We start from the raw sequence: 16,191 nt of genomic DNA on the forward strand, positions 1-16,191 counted from the left end.
ATGTCCGTCGTGCTTCGGATCCGCCGTGAACTCGTCGACGAGATCGTCGCCCACGCTCGCCGGGACCACCCGGACGAGGCGTGCGGCGTGATCGCCGGGCCCGAGGGCTCCGACCGCCCCGAGCGGTTCATCCCCATGCTGAACGCGGCGCGCTCGCCGACGTTCTACGAGTTCGACTCCGGTGACCTGCTCAAGCTCTACCGCGAGATGGACGCGAACGACGAGGTCCCGGTCGTGATCTATCACTCGCACACCGCGACCGAGGCCTACCCGTCACGCACCGACGTGTCCTACGCCTCCGAGCCCGACGCGCACTACGTGCTGGTCTCCACCCGCGACCCCGAGACGCACGAGTTCCGGTCCTACCGGATCGTCGACGGGGTCGTCACCGAAGAGCCCGTGGAGATCACGGAATAACGCCGGGCAGCCCGACGTCAGACCTGGAAGAAACCCAAGCGGAGGTAGTTACCCATGGCCGTGACCGTGTCCATCCCCACCATCCTGCGCACGCACACGGGTGGTCAGAAGTCGGTCGAGGCGGCCGGCAAGACCGTGGCCGAGGTGATCGACGACATCGAGTCGCGCCACGGTGGTCTCAAGGCCCGCCTGGTCAAGGAGGACAAGCTCCACCGCTTCGTCAACGTCTACGTCAACGACGAGGACGTGCGCTTCGCCGGCGGTCTGGACGCCGAGGTCAAGGACGGCGACACGGTCACCATCCTGCCCGCGGTGGCCGGCGGCGCACGCTAGGCCATGGCCCGGTACGAATCGCTGCTCGAAGCCCTCGGCGGCACGCCGCTGGTGGGGTTGCCCCGGCTGTCCCCGACGCACGACGTGCGCTTGTGGGCCAAGCTCGAGGACCGTAACCCGACCGGTTCGATCAAGGACCGGCCCGCGCTGGCCATGATCGAGGCCGCCGAGCGCGAGGGCAGGCTGCGCCGGGGCTCGACGATCCTCGAACCCACGTCGGGCAACACCGGCATCTCGCTGGCGATGGCCGCGAAGCTCAAGGGCTACGGCCTGGTGTGCGTGATGCCGGAGAACACCTCGGCCGAGCGCAAGCAGCTGCTGCAGGCCTACGGTGCGCGGATCGTGTTCTCGCCGGCCGCGGGCGGCTCGAACGAGGCCGTGCGGCGCGCGAAGGAGCTGGCGGAGAAGAACCCGGACTGGGTGATGCTCTACCAGTACGGCAACCCGGCCAACCCGGACGCGCACTACCGCACGACCGGGCCGGAGCTGCTGAAGGACCTGCCGACGATCACCCACTTCGTCGGCGGCCTCGGCACCACGGGCACGCTGGTCGGCGTCGGCCGGTACTTGCACGAGCAGAAGCCGGACGTGCAGATCATCGCCGCCGAGCCGCGCTACGGCGAGCTGGTGTACGGGCTGCGCAACCTCGACGAGGGGTTCGTGCCGGAGCTGTACGACCCGGACGTGCTCAACGGCCGCTATTCGGTGGGCGCGTACGACGCGCTGCGCCGCACGCGTGAGCTGCTGGAGCACGAAGGCATCTTCGCCGGCATCTCCACCGGCGCGGTGCTGCACGCGGCGCTCGGCACGGCCGAGAAGGTCGCCGCCAAGGGCGAGAAGGCCGACATCGCGTTCATCGTCGCCGACGCCGGGTGGAAGTACCTGTCGACCGGCGCCTACAGCGGCACGCTGGACGAGGCAGCCGAGCGCCTCGACGGGCAGCTCTGGGCTTAGGACCACGCGCGAACGCCCCTCTCCCCGGCGGGGAGAGGGGCGTTTTCGCTGTTCAGGCGCTCGGCGAGACGATGTCGGCGGACAGCGGGGCGACTGCGCCGATGATCGTGTTCGTGGTCTCCTCCGGCACCCCGGCGGCCAGCAGCGACTCGGTGAGGTGCTTCGCGACCAGGTCGAAGTGGTGCTGGGCGATGCCGCGGCCGCGGTGCACGTCCTTCATCGACCGGCCCCGGTACTCGTCGGGCCCGCCGAGCGCGGCGGCGAAGAACTCGACCTGCATGCCCTTCAGACGCGGCAGGTTCGTGCCCGTGAAGAAGGGCGCCAGTTCGACGTCGTCGAGCACCCGCTCGTAGAAGTCGTCGACCACGGCGATCAGCGCGTCCTGCCCGCCGATCTGTTCGTAGATGCTCGTCACGCGTGTTCCTCCAGGCAGTGGTGGTCACCTGGGACCAGCGAACCGGAGCGCGGTTTCTGCCAGGTAATACCGGTGTCAATTCAGGGTTTTCACCCGATTCCGCAGGCCCGCGGCGCTCGTACCGTGGAGGCATGAGCACGCTGCCCGCACCCCAGGCCGACCAGGCGAAGCGCGTCCTGCCGGCGAAGCCGATGACCGCCGCCCTCGTGGTGCTGGCGTTCACCGCGCTGCTGTACCTCGTCGAGGGCGTCGACGTCGTGCTGGACAACCGGCTCGACGCGGACGGCATCGCGCCGCGCTCGCTAGACGGGCTGGACGGCGTCGTGTGGGCGCCGCTGCTGCACGGCAGCTGGGCGCACCTGCTGGCCAATACGCTGCCGGTCATGGTGTTCGCCTTCCTCGCGATGGCGGGCGGGATCGCCCGGTGGGCGCTCGTGACGGCCACGATCTGGCTGGTCAGCGGCCTCGGGGTGTGGCTCACCTCGGAGCCGGGCACGATCACCATCGGCGCGTCCGGGCTGGCCTTCGGATGGCTGGCCTACCTGCTGGTCCGCGGGCTGTTCAACCGCGCGTTCTGGCAGATCGCGCTCGCCGCGGTGCTGTTGATCGGCTGGGGCGGGATGCTGTGGGGCGTGCTGCCCGGCCAGCCCGGCATCTCGTGGCAGGCGCACCTGTTCGGCGCGCTCGGCGGGGTTCTCGCGGCCTGGTTCGCCGCGCGGGCCGGCCGGAAGCGGGCGGTACCCTCGAAGCCGTGAGCAGTCGTGAGGCCCCGATCGGTGTGTTCGATTCCGGAGTCGGGGGCCTCACGGTCGCCCGCGCGATCCTGAACCAGCTGCCGTCCGAGCAGCTGCGCTACGTCGGGGACACCGCGCACAACCCGTACGGCCCGCTGCCCATCGCGCGGGCGCGGGAACTCGCGCTCACGGCCTTGGACAAGCTCGTCGCGGATGGGGTGAAGGCCCTGGTCATCGCGTGCAACACGGCGTCCGCGGCGTGTCTGCGGGACGCGCGCGAGCGCTACGACGTGCCGGTGATCGAGGTCGTGCTGCCGGCCGTGCGCCGGGCCGTGGCCGCCACCCACACCGGTCGCATCGGCGTGATCGGCACCGAGGGCACGATCCGCTCCCGCGCCTACGAGGATGCCTTCGCCGCGGCGCGGGACGTGTCGGTCACCAGCGTCGCGTGCCCCCGGTTCGTCGACTTCGTCGAGCGCGGTGTCACGTCCGGCCGCCAGGTGCTGGGCCTCGCGCAGGGGTACCTCGAACCGCTGCTGCGCGCCGAGGTCGACACGCTCGTGCTCGGCTGCACGCACTACCCGCTGCTCGCCGGGGTCCTGCAGATCGTCATGGGGCCGGACGTGACGCTCGTGTCCAGCGCCGAGGAGACCGCGAAGGACGTCGTCCGCGTGCTCACCGAACAGGACATGCTGGCCGAACGGGACACGCCGCCCCAGCACGAGTTCATCGCGACCGGCTCACCGGAGCCGTTCGTCCGGCTCGCGCAGCGCTTCATGGGATTCGCACCCGGCGTGCTCTCGCCGATCAGCGCCTGAGCTGGCAGGGTGTTGTCCCGTGCGACTGACGATCCTCGGTTGTTCGGGCAGCGTTCCCGGCCCTGGCCAGCCCGCGTCCGGCTACCTGCTCGAAGCGGACGGTTTCCTGCTCGGTCTCGAGTTCGGCAACGGCGTGTTCGCCGAGCTGCAGCAGCGGCGTGACCCGTTCGACCTCGACGCGCTCGTGTTGTCGCATCTCCACCCGGACCACTGCGCGGACTTCAGTGCGCTGACCGTGCTGCGCCGCTACCACCCGGCCCCGCCGTACGACACGACCGCGCGCCGTCTCCCGGTGCACGCCCCGGCGAACGCGCCGGTCCGGCTCGCGATGGCGTACGCCCCGAACGAGGCGGAACTGGCCGAGACCGATCTGTCCGACGTCTACGAGTTCCACGCCCTGTCCGGCGAGCCGGTGAAGATCGGCCCGTTCGAGGTCACCGCGATCCCGGTGGTCCACCCGACCGAGGCGTTCGGCCTACGGGTGCGGCACGCCGGCCGCACGCTCGCCTACACCGGCGACACCGGGCCCTGCGACGCGCTCGCCGACCTGGTCCGCGACGTCGACGTCCTGCTGGCCGAGGCGTCCTGGACCGACGCGGACGACCGGCCGCCGGGCGTGCACCTGTCCGGCAAGCAGGCGGGCGAGCTGGCGCGGGACGCGGGAGTGGAGCGGCTGCTCATCACGCACGTCGCGCCCTGGAGCGATCGGGACGCCATCCTCGCCGAGGCGCGGGCGGTCTTCCCCGGCGCGGCGCTCGTCGAGCGCGGCGCGGTCTACGACGTCTGAGGCCCGCCGCAGCGCCGCCCAGCAGGCCAGCCCGATCGGGATGATCAGCCAGCAGGACAGCAGCCGGTAGGTGAGCACCGCCGCTGCGGCGACCGGTTCCGCCGCGCCCGCCGAGACCAGCCCGGTGAGCAGGCTGACCTCGATGACGCCGATCCCGCCAGGGGTGAGCGGGATCTGTCGCACGAGCTGCACCGCGAGGTCGAGCGTGGCCAGTTCGAGCACGCCGAGGCCGATGCCGAAGGCACGGGCCGCCACGACCAGGCAGACGAGGTCGCCGAGCCAGTTCGCGGTGGCCGCGGCGAGCGCGAGCAGCCAGTGCCGGGGCGCGATCGCGCTCGACTGCCGGGACACCAGCGTGACCAGCACGACCGCGCCCACGACGAGGGCCACCGCGGCCGCCGGGTGGATCGCGGCGAGGGCGCCGGTCCCGTACAGCAGCGCCAGGCCCAGCGCGGAGAGCACGCCGGAGAGCACCATCACCGGGGCGGCCGGCTTCCGGTTCGCGCCGCCTGCCCGGAACTGCTGGAACGCGTAGGCGGCGGACACGGCCGAACCGGCGGCAGGCTGATCGAGATGGCGGACCGGCTGTAGGACAGGGCCAGGATCCGGCGGCGCTGCAGGGTCACGCCGAACGCGGTGAGCAGCCGCCGTTGCTGGCGCGCGAACATCCCCATCGACACGAACTCGGCGGCTGCCGCCACCGCCAGCCAGCGTGGATCCGCCTGGCGGAGCGCGGCACCGATCTTCCCGGGCGAGGGGACGCGGTCGCGCAGAGTCCCGACCACGATCGCCAGGACGGCCGCGAGCCCGAGGGCCTGGACGAGTCTGCGCCGCATCACGCACACCCCCTAATTCACCTTATGATGAATTCTCCGCGCGGGTGCGCCTTTGTCAACATGTGCTGAATTACACCGCCAGGTAGTCCTCGGCCAGCGCGTCGGAGTAGGCGGCGAACAGGGCCAGGAAGTTCAGCGTGCCGCCCGGCACGTCGAACTCGGCGAGGTCGTAGGCCAGGTGCGAGCCGCGGCGGGCGGGCACGTCGTTGGTGACGTCGGTGAACCAGTCGAGGAACGTCAGCTGCCGCTGGTCGCCGGGGCCGACCGGCGGGGTCAGCGGGTCCAGCAGCATCGGGCGGCTGCGCAGCGTCCAGCGGTAGAACTCGGAGAACTGGTAGAAGCGCTCCTCGACCGGGGTGGCGGCGATGCCGTGCACCCGCCGGGCCAGTGCGACGCCGTACTCGGTGGAGGACTGCTCGGCCTCGCTCCACGCGCGGTCGTGCGCCGAACGGGCCGTCAGCCTCCCGTCACGCAGGCGGGTGAGGTAGCTCGCCCACAAGGTCGCACCGGGGTTGCCGAAGGTGTCCGTGCTGTCCCCGCGGGCCAGCGCGATCCCCCGCTCGACGCCCTCCAGGATCCCGGCATCCACATAGGACACCCAGCTGCCCGGCGCGCCCAGCCCGCGGTCGGCGAAGAACTCCAGCACCCCCTCGATGTTGCGCCAGCGCGGCGCGTGACCGGGGACGACCTCCGCCGCCGGACCGGCCGACAGCGCGCGCACGAACTCCAGGCGCTGCGCGATCGTCATCCCGTTGATGTCCTCGGCGGTGCAGGTCAGCGTGCCGGCGCAGGTGGTGGTGGACGCGGTGGCGGGTGCGGCGGTCAGGCACAGCAGGCAGGCGAGCAGGGTCGCGAAGGCGGCGCGCATGAACAGGCACGGTAGCGGGGTTCTACGCTGCACGCGTGGTGCGAAAAGACGGCAGGAACGACGACCAGCTCCGCGACGTGAAGATCACGCGGGGATTCCAGCAGTGGCCGGCCGGCTCGGTGCTCATCGAGTTCGGCAACACGAAGGTGCTCTGCGCGGCGAGCGTCAGCGAAGGTGTGCCGCGGTGGCGGACGGGATCGGGCCTCGGCTGGGTGACCGCCGAGTACGCCATGCTGCCGTCGGCCACGCACGACCGCAGCGACCGCGAGTCGGTCAAGGGCCGGATCGGCGGGCGGACCCACGAGATCAGCAGGCTGATCGGCCGCTCCCTGCGGGCTTGCATCGACCTCGCCGCGCTCGGTGAGAACACGATCCAGCTCGACTGCGACGTGATCCAGGCCGACGGCGGCACCCGCACGGCCGCGATCACCGGCGCCTACGTGGCGCTGGCCGACGCGGTCACCTGGCTCGCGGCAGCGGGCCGGCTGGCTGATCCGCAACCGCTGTCCGCGATGGTGTCCGCGGTCAGCGTCGGCGTGGTGGACGGGCGCGTGCGCCTGGACCTGCCCTACGAGGAGGACTCGCGGGCCGAGGTCGACATGAACGTCGTCGCCACCGACGCCGGGACGCTGATCGAGGTGCAGGGCACCGGCGAGGGCGCGACCTTCACCCGATCCACTTTGGACAAGATGCTGGATCTGGCGCAGACCGGGTGCGCGGAGCTGACCCGGCTGCAGACGGCGGCGCTGGCCGAGCCGTACCCGTACGAGCTGCCGGAGCCGGTCACGGGCAAGAAGAAGGGCTCGAAGTGAGCCGCGTCCTGCTGGCCACCCGCAACGCCAAGAAGCTCGGCGAGCTGCGGCGAATCCTCGCGGCCGAGGGGGTCGAGGGGCTGGAGGTGGTCGGTCTCGCCGACGTGCCGGAGTTCCCCGAGGCGCCGGAGACGGGCGCGACCTTCGAGGAGAACGCGGTCGCCAAGGCCAGGGACGCCGTCGCGGCCACCGGTCTGCCCGCCGTCGCGGACGACTCCGGCCTGACGGTGGACGCGCTGAACGGGATGCCCGGCGTGCTGTCCGCCCGCTGGGCCGGACGGCACGGCGACGACCAGGCGAACCTGGACCTGGTGCTCGCACAGCTCACCGACACCCCGGACGAGCGCCGGGGCGCGGCCTTCGTGTGCGCGGCCGCGCTGGTCCTGCCGGGCGGCGCGGAGACGGTGGTGCGCGGCGAGTGGCGGGGGAGGCTGACGCGGAAGTCGCGGGGCGCCAACGGGTTCGGCTACGACCCGATCTTCGTGCCGGAGGGGGAGACCCGCACGTCGGCGGAGATGGAACCGGCGGAGAAGGACGCGTTCTCCCACCGCGGCCGCGCCCTGCGGGCGTTGTTGCCGGCGCTGCGGGAGCTCGCCGGGCGCTGAGGTTGGAGCCCGGGAGCCACCCCGCCGGATGGCTCCCGGGAGATCAGGCAGCCGCCGGGAGATCGGCGGACACGAGGCGGAACGACACGGTCTGGCCCGGCCGCGCCTGGGCCATCACCGGCAGGTCGTCGGTCAGCACCACACCGATCACCGGGTATCCGCCGGTCACCGGGTGGTCGGCGAGGAACACCAGCGGCAGTCCCGAGGGCGGCACCTGGATCGCGCCCGGCACCATGCCCTCGCTGAGCAGCTCGCCCTCGCGGGCCCGCTCCAGAACGGGGCCGGTGAGCCGGACGCCGACGCGGTTGCTCTCCGAGGTCACCTCGTAGGTCGCCGACGCGAAGGTCTTCAGCGCCTCCGCGGTGAACCAGTCGTCCCGCGGGCCGGGCATCACGCGCACGGTCAGCGCGAACCCGGCCGGGTCGGGCACCGGCGCGACCTCGACCGAGGGCAGCGGGCCGCACTCGTCGTCGCCGATCGGCAGCTCGTCGCCCTCGCTCAGCGCGGCGGGGCCGAGCCCGGCCAGCAAGTCGGTCGAGCGGGACTCCAGCACCTTGTCGACGCCGATCCCGCCACGCACGGCGACGTAGGTGCGCAGGCCGGAGGTCGGCGCACCGAGCGTCAGCTCCTCGCCCGGCCAGACGGTGAACGGCGCGTTCATCGCCTCGCCGCGGCGGCCCCGCCGGATCGGGCACGGCGCGCCGGTCACCACGACCCGCGCCACCTGCTGGAACCGCAGCACCAGGCCGCCGAACGTGGTTTCCAGCACCGCGGCGCCGTCGAGGTTGCCGACGAGCCGGTTCGCCAGCGCGGCCGACCGCCGGTCGGCCGCCCCGGACCGGCCGACCCCCAGGGCGGCCAGTCCGGGACGTCCCAGGTCCTGCACCGTGGTCAGCGGACCCGGCCGCACCACCTCGATCATCGAACCTCCCGGAAGCGGATGCGGGTGCCGGGCCGCAGCAGGGCCGGCGGACGGCGGGCCGGGTCCCACAGCGGGACCTCGGTCCGGCCGACCAGCTGCCAGCCACCCGGCGAGGACCGCGGGTAGATGCCGGTGAACTCACCGGCGATGGCGACCGCCCCGGCGGGCACGTGCGTCCGCGGCGTGGCCCGCCGCGGCAGGTGCAGTTTCGGGTGCAGCCCGGTCAGGTAACCGAAACCGGGCGCGAACCCGCCGAACGCCACCGTGTACTCGGCGGCGGTGTGCATTTCGACGACGCCGTCCGCGCCGAGGCCGGTGTGCTTGCCGACCTCGGCCAGGTCGGCGCCGTCGTAGAACACGGGGATTTCCACCAGTTCGCCGCGCATCGCCTCGGCGGGCACCGGTTCGGTGCCCGCCAGCAGGTCAGCCAGCTCACCGGCGCCGATCACGGCCGGGTCGAAGCGCACCAGGAGGGTGCGCGCCGCGGGCACCAGTTCCGTCACGCCGTCGGGACGAGGGTCGGACAGCGCGGAGTACAGGCCGAGCACCGCGTCGATCCCGCCGGTGTCCCCGACGTCGACCAGCAGCGCCTGGTCCCCGCATCGCCGGATGTTCATGCGAAGCTCCGCACCTCGACCCCGGCCGACACCAGGGCGGTCCGGGCCGCGGTGGCCAGTTCCACCGCGCCCGGGGTGTCGCTGTGCACGCACAGCGAACCCGCCTGGAGGGGGATGACCGTGCCGTCCACGGCCACCACCTCGCCGTCCCGCACCAGCCGGACGCACCGCCGCGCCACCTCGTCCGCGTCGGTCAGCACCGCCCCCGGCTCACGCCGGGGGAGGAGCCGCCCGTCGGGCGAGTAACCGCGGTCGGCGAAGGCCTCGGCGATGGTGGTCAGCCCGGCCTCGGCGGCACGCGCCAGCCACCGGGACCCGGGCTGCCCGAGCACGGGCAGCGTCGGGTCGTACTGCCACACCGCCTCGGCCACCGCGCCCGCCTGCTTCTCGTGCGTGGCGATTGCGTTGTACAGCGCGCCGTGCGGCTTGACGTAGGCGATCTCGCCGCCCGACGCGCCGGCCAGTGCGTCGAGCGCACCCAGCTGGTAGAGGATTTCGTCGATCAGTTCGACGGGGTCCACGTCGAGGAACCGGCGGCCGAACCCGGCCAGGTCCCGGTACCCGACGTGGGCTCCGATGGTGACCCCGCGCTTCACCGCCGCCTCGCAGACGTGCCGCATGGTCGAGGGGTCACCGGCGTGGAAGCCGCAGGCCACGTTGGCGCCGGTCACGACGTCCAGCAGGGCTTCGTCATCGGCGATCCGCCAGGCGCCGAACCCTTCGCCCACGTCGCAGTTCAGGTCGATGGTGGCGGTGGTCGCGGGGGCGCTCATCGTGCGACTTCCACCGTCTCGGCCGAGGTGACGACCGGCTCGTCCTCGGGCGCCCGGCGGCTCAGGGCGACACCGATGCCGGTGACGATCGCGGTCACCAGGACGTAGAGCGCCACGGCGAGCCAGGAGTCGTAAGCGTCGAGCAGGGCGGTGAAGATCAGCGGAGCGACAGCGCCACCGACGACACCGGCGAGGGTGTAGGCCAGCGAACTACCCGTGTAACGCAGGCGCTCGGAGAACTGCTCGGTGATCATCGCGGCCTGCGGGCCGTAGAGCAGAGCGTGGATCGCCAGCGCGACGACCATGCCGACCGCGATCGCCAGGTAGGACTTGGTGCCGGCCAGCGGGAAGAACAGGAACGGCCAGATACCGGCGGCGATGGTGCCGATCGCGTAGAGCTTGCGGCGGCTGACCCGGTCGGAGAGCGCACCGGCGGCCGGCATCAGGAACAGCTGGAACGCCGAACCGATCATGACGGCGGTCAGGCCCTGGCTGCGGCTCATGCCCAGCTCGCTGGTCATGTAGGTGAGGACGAAGACCGTGAACAGCGAGTACAGGACGTCCGGGCAGATGCGGATCAGGATGCCGGCGATCAGGGCACGCGGCTCCCGGGTGAAGACCTCCTTCAGCGGGGCCTTCGGCTTCTCGCCCTGCTCGGCGATCTTCTTGAAGACCGGGGTCTCCTCCAGCTTCATCCGCAGCCACAGGCCGAACAGCACCAGGACACCGGAGAGCAGGAACGCGATGCGCCAGCCCCAGGACTCGAACGCGGCGGTGGTCATCACCGCGGCCAGCAGCGCGATCACACCGTTGGCCAGCAGGTTGCCGGCGGGCGGGCCGATCTGAGCCGCCGAGGCCCAGAAACCGCGCTTCTTGGGATCGCCGAACTCACTGGACAGCAGTACGGCGCCGCCCCATTCACCACCGACACCGACACCCTGCGCGAACCGCAGCGCCACGAGCAGCACGGCGGCCCAGCCGCCGATCGCGGCGTGGGTGGGCAGGACACCGATCAGGAAGGTGGCGATACCGGTCAGCAGGAGGGTGAACACCAGGACCTGCTTGCGGCCCAGCTTGTCACCGAGGCGGCCGAAGATGAACCCACCGAGCGGGCGGGCGAGGTAACCGACGGCGTAGGTCGAGAAGGCCGCCATGGTGCCGGCGAGGCTGTCCCCCGAGGGGAAGAACAGCTTGCCGAACAACGTCGCGGCCGCCACGGAGTAGGCCGCGAAGTCGTAGTACTCCAGAGTGGTGCCGGACAGGCTAGCCACGAACGCGCGGCGCAGTGAGCGCTTGTCCGTGGGCTCAGTCGAAGCGGTCATCACGGTGTCCATCCATCGAAGGGGAGTGAGGTAGGTCATGAAGTTAGGGATTGTTGAACGATCCGTCAATACTTTCGAGGAACATCGACGCCGCTTCGAAGCGTCTGGATAGACTTTTCGTAGAACAAGTCGCAGGTTGGACCGTCCTTCGATGGACTGGTTAAGTTTCCGTTACACGGTCCGACCCCTGAAAAACCGGAGGCCCAGCGTGACCACCGACGCCGAGTCCATGGGCTCGATCCTCAGCACCGGGCTCGAGGCCGACCGCCTGCTGCTGGGTCGCACCAGCACGGCCGAACGGCTGGCGGACATCCTGCGGGGGCGCATCACCGAGGGCTTCTTCGAGCCCGGCAGCCGGCTCTCCGAGGAGGCGATCGGCGGGGCGCTCGGCGTCTCCCGGAACACCCTGCGTGAGGCGTTCCGGCTGCTCACCCACGAAAAGCTGCTGGTGCACGAACTCAACCGGGGCGTCTTCGTGCGGCGCCTGTCGGTCGAGGACGTCATCGACCTGTACAAGGTGCGCAAGCTCGTGCAGTGCGCCGTGCTGCGGGAGATCACCAGCCCGCCAGGCGACAAGCTGCAGGCCGTCGAGGCTGCGGTCGCCGACGGGGAGGACGCGAAGAAGCGGCAGGCCTGGCGAGAACTGGGCACCGCGAACATCCACTTCCACCAGGCGCTGATCACGCTTGCCGGCAGCCCACGGGTCGACGAGCTGGTCCGCGGGCTGCTCGCCGAGCTGCGGCTGGTGTTCCACGTGATGGCCGACCCGCAGCCGTTCCACGAGCCGTACCTGGAGCGGAACCGGGAGATCCTGGAGACGCTGCGCACCGGCGACGGCGTCACGGCGGAGCGTCAGCTGGCCGCGTACCTCGACGACGCGGAGGAGCAGCTGGTGGAGGCCTACCGCCGGGTGATGTGACACCACGACCGGCCAACACGCCGCCACGACCGGCCAACACGCCGCTATGAGCAGCCAACACGCGCGTGTTTGCTATTGCGGGCGGCGTGTTGGCCGATTCGGGCGGCGTGTTTGCTGTTGCGGGCGGCGTGTTGGCCGGTTTGGGTGGCGTAGCGGTGCCGCTCAGGCGGAGATCTTGAGGTCCTTCAGGAGCTTCGCCACGTGGCCGGTCGCCCGGACGTTGTACATCGCCTTCACGATCGTGCCCTCGGGGTCGATCACGAACGTCGACCGGATCACGCCCTGCACGATGCGCCCGTAGTTCTTCTTCTCGCCGAACGCGCCCCACTCCGTGAGCACCGTCTTGTCCGGATCGGACAGCAGCGGGAACGTCAGCTGCTCCGCTTCGGCGAACTTCGCGAGCTTCTCCGGCTTGTCCGGCGAGATGCCGAGCACCTGGTAGCCGGCGCCGTCGAGTTCGCCGAGGTTGTCCCGGAAGTCGCAGGCCTGCTTGGTGCACCCCGGCGTGCCCGCGGCCGGGTAGAAGTAGACGACGACGTGCCTGCCCCGGAAGTCCGACAGCGAGACCTGCTTGCCCGTGCTGTCGGGAAGGGTGAAGTCGGGGGCCGTGTCACCGGCGGTGAGCCGCTGCGGGTCAGTCATGCCCCGAGCGTATCCGGGCGGCGGTCAGGCCGGCCCGCAGTACACGGCGATGACCGGGCTCGTCGCCGTCGGACGCAGCGTCAGCCGCATCTCGGCCGGCTCGGGCGGCGCGGTGAAAGCCAGGTTCACGCGCACGTCGCGCCCTGGCTGCACGTCCTTGCCCGCGTCGACGATGCCGCTGTAGCCCTGGGTGGAGTCCACGACCTGCTTCGACGCGACGTCCCCGACGGTCGCCGACACGCTCAGCCCGGACAGCCGGTACGGCTGGTCGCCGTCGTTGCGGATGATGATCTCGAACGCCACCGCCCGGTTGCTGCGCGGATATGCGCTGTTGCTGGGCTTGAACGGTTTCGGCGCGGACACCGACACCGCGACCCCGTCGTCGAACCGGTACTGGCCGCCGAAGTCCAGGGTGTGCAGCGCGGGGACCGCCTGCTGGATCGCGACGTCACCGCCGGTGCTCGTCGACCCGCCCTCGACCTGCGCCGGCACACCGCAAGCGGTCACCGCCACCAGGACGAGAGCGGCCATCGCGTGCCTCGGGGTGCGCACAGGGGCCACTTCCTCACATTTTCGGCTGCCCGGCCGGTTGGTCCGTTCGGGGTAGGTATTTCGGCCGGGCGCGCTCCACTCTGTCCCTAGTCGCGGGTGGGTGCGAGTCACGGCGCGGGGTTGACGCGGACCTGGTGTCGGGCTGTGGCCGATCCGTGATCGGCGAGGCACCAGCCATGATCGCGCTCACCCCGGCCGGGTCACACGGCCATCGCGAGGAAGAGGATGAAGGTGCCGCAACCGACCAGCCAGGCGACGATCAGCCAGCCGAAGTCGCGCCAGGGGTCGACCGTGTGGTTGTCCTCGCCCGGCACGTACACGCCGCGTTGCTCGAACCAGTCCGCCACACTGCTCACCCACGACAAGGGGTTGCGGCCCGCCACGCTGTCACCTCCGGAACTGCGCGATGCGGCTCACAGTATCGGGTCGCCTCAGCCATCGACTCGTCACGGTGTGTACGACATTTGGCCTAATGACTGTGACCTCGATCACGACCTGAAGCAACGAACTGATAACAGCAGTAATCATGTCGCGGGCAGTAAGCGGATTTGGAGAGGTTCAGCGTGACGAGCGACGACAAAGGCACTCGGCCGAGTGACACGACGCGGCAGATCAGCGTCGCGGAGTTGCTGCGGAGGGAAGGCGTCACGCAGGAGTTCACCGCGATCAAGCTGCCGAAGGAGGAGCCCGTCGACGACTCCGGCATCACCCAGGAGATGGCCGACGCACCCACCGTGCGCATCCCGGCGGCCAGCATCCTGCGCCGCGAGAGCGAGCCGGGCAGCCGGTGGGACAAGCGCAAGGCCGGCCGCATCGGCGCCCTCGCCGCCGGTGTGGCGGCGCTGGCCGGGGTCGCGGTCAGCACCCTGACCACCGGGCAGCTGCACGACGCGGCCGCGCCAGGCGGCGCGGGTGGGGGCCCCGACACGAGCACCGGCCACACGCCGACCAGCACGATCGCCGCTCCGCAGCAGCAACTGCTCGCCAGCAGCACCCCGACCTCGACCAGCGCCGAGCTACCGCCGTCCGGCAGCGCGTCGTCGCAGGCCCAGACGTCTGCCGCGAAGAACGGGACCAGCAGCGCGAGCAGCCAGGCGCGCACCAGCCAGTCGACGGCCGGTGGCGCGACCGCGGCGCCGACCACCTCGCAGGCGGCCCCGGCGCCCGCCGTGAGCACGACGACCGGCTCCGGCAGCACCCAGACCACGTCCCCGGAGGCGACCACGTCGCCGGAGACCACGACCGAGCCGACCTCGGAGCAGCCGAGCAGCTCGCCCAGCACGACCCAGCCGAGCACCAAGAAGAACGGCGGCCTGCTGGACGTCGTGGGCGGCCTTGTCGGTGGTCTCCTCGGCGGCTGACCACCCCTTGACCACGGCGAAGGCCACTCCCGGCGGGAGTGGCCTTCGGTCTTTTCAGCGGGGCATCCGCCGCCAGATCGCGCGCGGCAGCAGCCGCATCAGGAAGAACACCGGCCGCAGCACCGGCGGCACCCACACCTCTCCCCGGCCCCGTCGCAGCGCCCGGACCGTCGCCGTCGCGACCTGTTCCGGCGTGCTGGAGAACGGGGCGGGCGACATGCCCTCGGTCATGCGGCCGATGACGAAACCCGGGCGCACCAGCAGCAGCCGCACACCGCTGCCGTGCAGGGCGTCGGCCAGGCCGCTCGCGAACCCGTCCAGCCCGGCTTTCGCCGAGCCGTACACGTAGTTCGCCCGCCGCACCCGGACCCCGGCGACCGAGGAGAACACGACGAGCTGTCCGCTGCCCTGCGCGCGCAGCAGGTTCGCCAGCTCCGTCAGGATGCTCACGTGTGCGACGTAGTCCGTGTGGATCACGGCCATCGCGTGCGCCGCGTCCCGTTCGGCCCGCTCCTGGTCGCCCAGGATCCCGAACGACACCACGACCGTCTCCAGTGGACCGTGCTCGGCGACGATCCCGTCGAGCACCTCGCGGTGCCTGGCCACGTCGTCCGCGTCGAACTCGACGCGGACCACCTCCGAAGCGCCGGCCCGGCGCAGCGACGCTTCCTCGGAGTCGAGGTCGCCGCTGCGCCGGGCTGCCAGCACGAACTTCCGCCCGCCGTCCACGAGTTTCCGTGCCACGGCGAGCCCGATCTCACTGCGCCCGCCGAGCACCAGCACCGTTCCGCTCACGCCGGGCAGTCTGCCCGACGGTCAGTGGGCGGCGCGGCCCGACCGGTGCATCCGCCAGCGCGACGGGCGGTGGTGGCCGGTCTGCGCCGCCGCGGTCTGCTGCGGCACCGGGCGGGTCGGGACGTCCGCGTTGCCCGGCACGTCGTCACCGGTCACCACCGGCTGCTGCGTGGTGGTGGCGGGGTCGGTGCTCTCGACGTGCACCTTCTTGCGCGCCGGCATGATCGCCATGATCAGGCCGAGCATCGCGGTCGCCCCGTGCAGCCAGTTGTCGGCGGTGTTGAGGTTGAGCGGGTTGCCGAGGCCGGACACCGGGTTGGACGAGATGACCCCGGTGATCATCAGGCCCCAGATGGTCACCAGGCCGAACCCGATGAACAGGACCCAGCCGTAGGTGCGGGCCGAGGCCGATGTCGCGGCGAACAGCAGGCCGAGCACGCCGACCACCACGTGCACCAGGTTGTGCAACGGGTTGATCATGAAGCCCATCAGCATGTGGTCCGTGTTCCCGGTGAAGTCACCGAACCCGGTACGCACGAACCCGACGATGCCGATCGCTAGGTAGACCAGACCGACGAGCGCGGCGAGCACCTGGACCGGCTGGAAGCCGGCCACCCGGACGCGGGCATGTTCCGAACGAGACATGTCGCCTGTCCCCTTAATCCGACGGTCACCACGATTGCGTGATGTGCCCAGCGGGTTACCCGGT

22 protein-coding genes and 1 pseudogene are annotated in these 16,191 nt (G+C 71.3%); 10 read left to right on the forward strand and 13 right to left on the reverse strand.

All coding sequences use genetic code 11. From position 1 onward, the window contains the following. Genes AMETH_RS07080 through AMETH_RS07090 form a run of 3 tightly spaced genes read left to right on the forward strand, consistent with a single transcriptional unit; the run spans window position 1 to window position 1,704 of the window. Complete coding sequence (locus AMETH_RS07080; protein WP_017987367.1) at window positions 1-417, forward strand: M67 family metallopeptidase; 417 nt, start codon at window positions 1-3, stop codon at window positions 415-417. A 54-nt stretch (window positions 418-471) separates the two neighbouring features. After that, entirely contained in the window at window positions 472-750 is a 279-nt protein-coding gene (locus tag AMETH_RS07085; protein ID WP_017987368.1) for a MoaD/ThiS family protein, read from the forward strand. Between the two features lie 3 nt (window positions 751-753). After that, entirely contained in the window at window positions 754-1,704 is a 951-nt protein-coding gene (locus tag AMETH_RS07090; RefSeq protein WP_017987369.1) for a PLP-dependent cysteine synthase family protein, read from the forward strand. Between the two features lie 52 nt (window positions 1,705-1,756). Here AMETH_RS07090 and AMETH_RS07095 read toward each other — a convergent pair whose 3' ends face one another. After that, window positions 1,757-2,119 (reverse strand): group I truncated hemoglobin, encoded by a 363-nt coding sequence (locus AMETH_RS07095; protein ID WP_017987370.1) that lies wholly within the window; start codon window positions 2,117-2,119, stop codon window positions 1,757-1,759. A 131-nt stretch (window positions 2,120-2,250) separates the two neighbouring features. On the opposite strand from AMETH_RS07095, the gene AMETH_RS07100 reads away from it, so the two are divergent. From AMETH_RS07100 to AMETH_RS07110, 3 genes are read left to right on the forward strand one after another with little or no spacing between them, the layout of a single operon-like run. Next, window positions 2,251-2,874 (forward strand): rhomboid family intramembrane serine protease, encoded by a 624-nt coding sequence (locus AMETH_RS07100; protein ID WP_017987371.1) that lies wholly within the window; start codon window positions 2,251-2,253, stop codon window positions 2,872-2,874. After that, window positions 2,871-3,671, forward strand: coding sequence for a glutamate racemase (gene murI / locus AMETH_RS07105; protein ID WP_017987372.1), 801 nt, complete (start codon window positions 2,871-2,873; stop codon window positions 3,669-3,671). The genes AMETH_RS07100 and murI overlap by 4 nt, the downstream gene beginning before the upstream one ends. Window positions 3,672-3,690: 19 nt before the next feature. Beyond that, window positions 3,691-4,458, forward strand: a complete 768-nt coding sequence (locus AMETH_RS07110; protein WP_017987373.1) for an MBL fold metallo-hydrolase — start codon at window positions 3,691-3,693, stop codon at window positions 4,456-4,458. Window positions 4,459-4,530: 72 nt separating this feature from the next. On the opposite strand, the pseudogene AMETH_RS39040 reads toward AMETH_RS07110, so the two are convergent. The 3 genes and pseudogenes from AMETH_RS39040 to AMETH_RS07120 all read right to left on the reverse strand — a co-directional run. Then, window positions 4,531-4,935, reverse strand: a pseudogene (locus tag AMETH_RS39040) (lysylphosphatidylglycerol synthase domain-containing protein); the annotation flags it as partial. Continuing rightward, window positions 4,935-5,294: a hypothetical protein gene (locus AMETH_RS37765; RefSeq protein WP_026153894.1), complete on the reverse strand. Its 360-nt coding sequence runs from the start codon at window positions 5,292-5,294 to the stop codon at window positions 4,935-4,937. The gene AMETH_RS37765 and the pseudogene AMETH_RS39040, both read right to left, overlap by 1 nt. A 70-nt stretch (window positions 5,295-5,364) precedes the next feature. Then, entirely contained in the window at window positions 5,365-6,162 is a 798-nt protein-coding gene (locus AMETH_RS07120) for a hypothetical protein (protein ID WP_017987375.1), read from the reverse strand. 35 nt (window positions 6,163-6,197) lie between these two features. On the opposite strand from AMETH_RS07120, the gene rph reads away from it, so the two are divergent. Together rph and rdgB are read left to right on the forward strand one after the other, a co-directional pair. Then, complete coding sequence (gene rph / locus AMETH_RS07125) at window positions 6,198-6,974, forward strand: ribonuclease PH (protein ID WP_017987376.1); 777 nt, start codon at window positions 6,198-6,200, stop codon at window positions 6,972-6,974. Beyond that, entirely contained in the window at window positions 6,971-7,579 is a 609-nt protein-coding gene (rdgB, locus tag AMETH_RS07130) for an RdgB/HAM1 family non-canonical purine NTP pyrophosphatase (protein WP_017987377.1), read from the forward strand. The genes rph and rdgB overlap by 4 nt, the downstream gene beginning before the upstream one ends. A 43-nt stretch (window positions 7,580-7,622) precedes the next feature. On the opposite strand, the gene AMETH_RS07135 is transcribed toward rdgB, so the two are convergent. Genes AMETH_RS07135 through AMETH_RS07150 form a run of 4 tightly spaced genes read right to left on the reverse strand, consistent with a single transcriptional unit; the run spans window position 7,623 to window position 11,225 of the window. Further along, the gene (locus tag AMETH_RS07135) at window positions 7,623-8,501 is read right to left on the reverse strand and encodes a 5-oxoprolinase subunit C family protein (protein ID WP_017987378.1); all 879 of its coding nucleotides are present in this window, start codon (window positions 8,499-8,501) and stop codon (window positions 7,623-7,625) included. After that, window positions 8,498-9,118: a 5-oxoprolinase subunit PxpB gene (gene pxpB / locus AMETH_RS07140; protein ID WP_017987379.1), complete on the reverse strand. Its 621-nt coding sequence runs from the start codon at window positions 9,116-9,118 to the stop codon at window positions 8,498-8,500. The genes AMETH_RS07135 and pxpB overlap by 4 nt, the downstream gene beginning before the upstream one ends. Beyond that, complete coding sequence (locus tag AMETH_RS07145; protein WP_017987380.1) at window positions 9,115-9,891, reverse strand: LamB/YcsF family protein; 777 nt, start codon at window positions 9,889-9,891, stop codon at window positions 9,115-9,117. The genes pxpB and AMETH_RS07145 overlap by 4 nt, the downstream gene beginning before the upstream one ends. Continuing rightward, complete coding sequence (locus AMETH_RS07150; RefSeq protein WP_017987381.1) at window positions 9,888-11,225, reverse strand: MFS transporter; 1,338 nt, start codon at window positions 11,223-11,225, stop codon at window positions 9,888-9,890. The genes AMETH_RS07145 and AMETH_RS07150 overlap by 4 nt, the downstream gene beginning before the upstream one ends. A 217-nt stretch (window positions 11,226-11,442) precedes the next feature. Between AMETH_RS07150 and AMETH_RS07155 the strand changes: the two genes are divergently transcribed. Next, a complete protein-coding gene (locus AMETH_RS07155) occupies window positions 11,443-12,132 on the forward strand; it encodes a GntR family transcriptional regulator (protein ID WP_026153895.1) in 690 nt (229 codons plus the stop codon). Window positions 12,133-12,294: 162 nt separating this feature from the next. On the opposite strand, the gene bcp is transcribed toward AMETH_RS07155, so the two are convergent. The 3 genes from bcp to AMETH_RS07170 all read right to left on the reverse strand — a co-directional run bounded on the left by bcp (window position 12,295) and on the right by AMETH_RS07170 (window position 13,709). Further along, the gene (gene bcp, locus AMETH_RS07160; protein ID WP_017987383.1) at window positions 12,295-12,774 is read right to left on the reverse strand and encodes a thioredoxin-dependent thiol peroxidase; all 480 of its coding nucleotides are present in this window, start codon (window positions 12,772-12,774) and stop codon (window positions 12,295-12,297) included. A gap of 24 nt (window positions 12,775-12,798) precedes the next feature. Continuing rightward, window positions 12,799-13,326 (reverse strand): DUF4352 domain-containing protein, encoded by a 528-nt coding sequence (locus AMETH_RS07165; protein WP_223843074.1) that lies wholly within the window; start codon window positions 13,324-13,326, stop codon window positions 12,799-12,801. A gap of 200 nt (window positions 13,327-13,526) precedes the next feature. Continuing rightward, window positions 13,527-13,709, reverse strand: coding sequence for a hypothetical protein (locus AMETH_RS07170; RefSeq protein ID WP_017987385.1), 183 nt, complete (start codon window positions 13,707-13,709; stop codon window positions 13,527-13,529). A gap of 180 nt (window positions 13,710-13,889) precedes the next feature. Between AMETH_RS07170 and AMETH_RS07175 the strand changes: the two genes are divergently transcribed. Then, window positions 13,890-14,687, forward strand: a complete 798-nt coding sequence (locus tag AMETH_RS07175) for a hypothetical protein (protein ID WP_020486773.1) — start codon at window positions 13,890-13,892, stop codon at window positions 14,685-14,687. A gap of 54 nt (window positions 14,688-14,741) precedes the next feature. On the opposite strand, the gene AMETH_RS07180 is transcribed toward AMETH_RS07175, so the two are convergent. Together AMETH_RS07180 and AMETH_RS07185 are read right to left on the reverse strand one after the other, a co-directional pair. Then, entirely contained in the window at window positions 14,742-15,482 is a 741-nt protein-coding gene (locus tag AMETH_RS07180; RefSeq protein ID WP_026153897.1) for a decaprenylphospho-beta-D-erythro-pentofuranosid-2-ulose 2-reductase, read from the reverse strand. 21 nt (window positions 15,483-15,503) lie between these two features. Beyond that, entirely contained in the window at window positions 15,504-16,127 is a 624-nt protein-coding gene (locus AMETH_RS07185; RefSeq protein ID WP_026153898.1) for a DUF4383 domain-containing protein, read from the reverse strand. Window positions 16,128-16,191: the final 64 nt, after the last annotated feature.

This window comes from Amycolatopsis methanolica 239 (genome assembly GCF_000739085.1).
GTDB classification, from domain to species: domain Bacteria; phylum Actinomycetota; class Actinomycetes; order Mycobacteriales; family Pseudonocardiaceae; genus Amycolatopsis_E; species Amycolatopsis_E methanolica.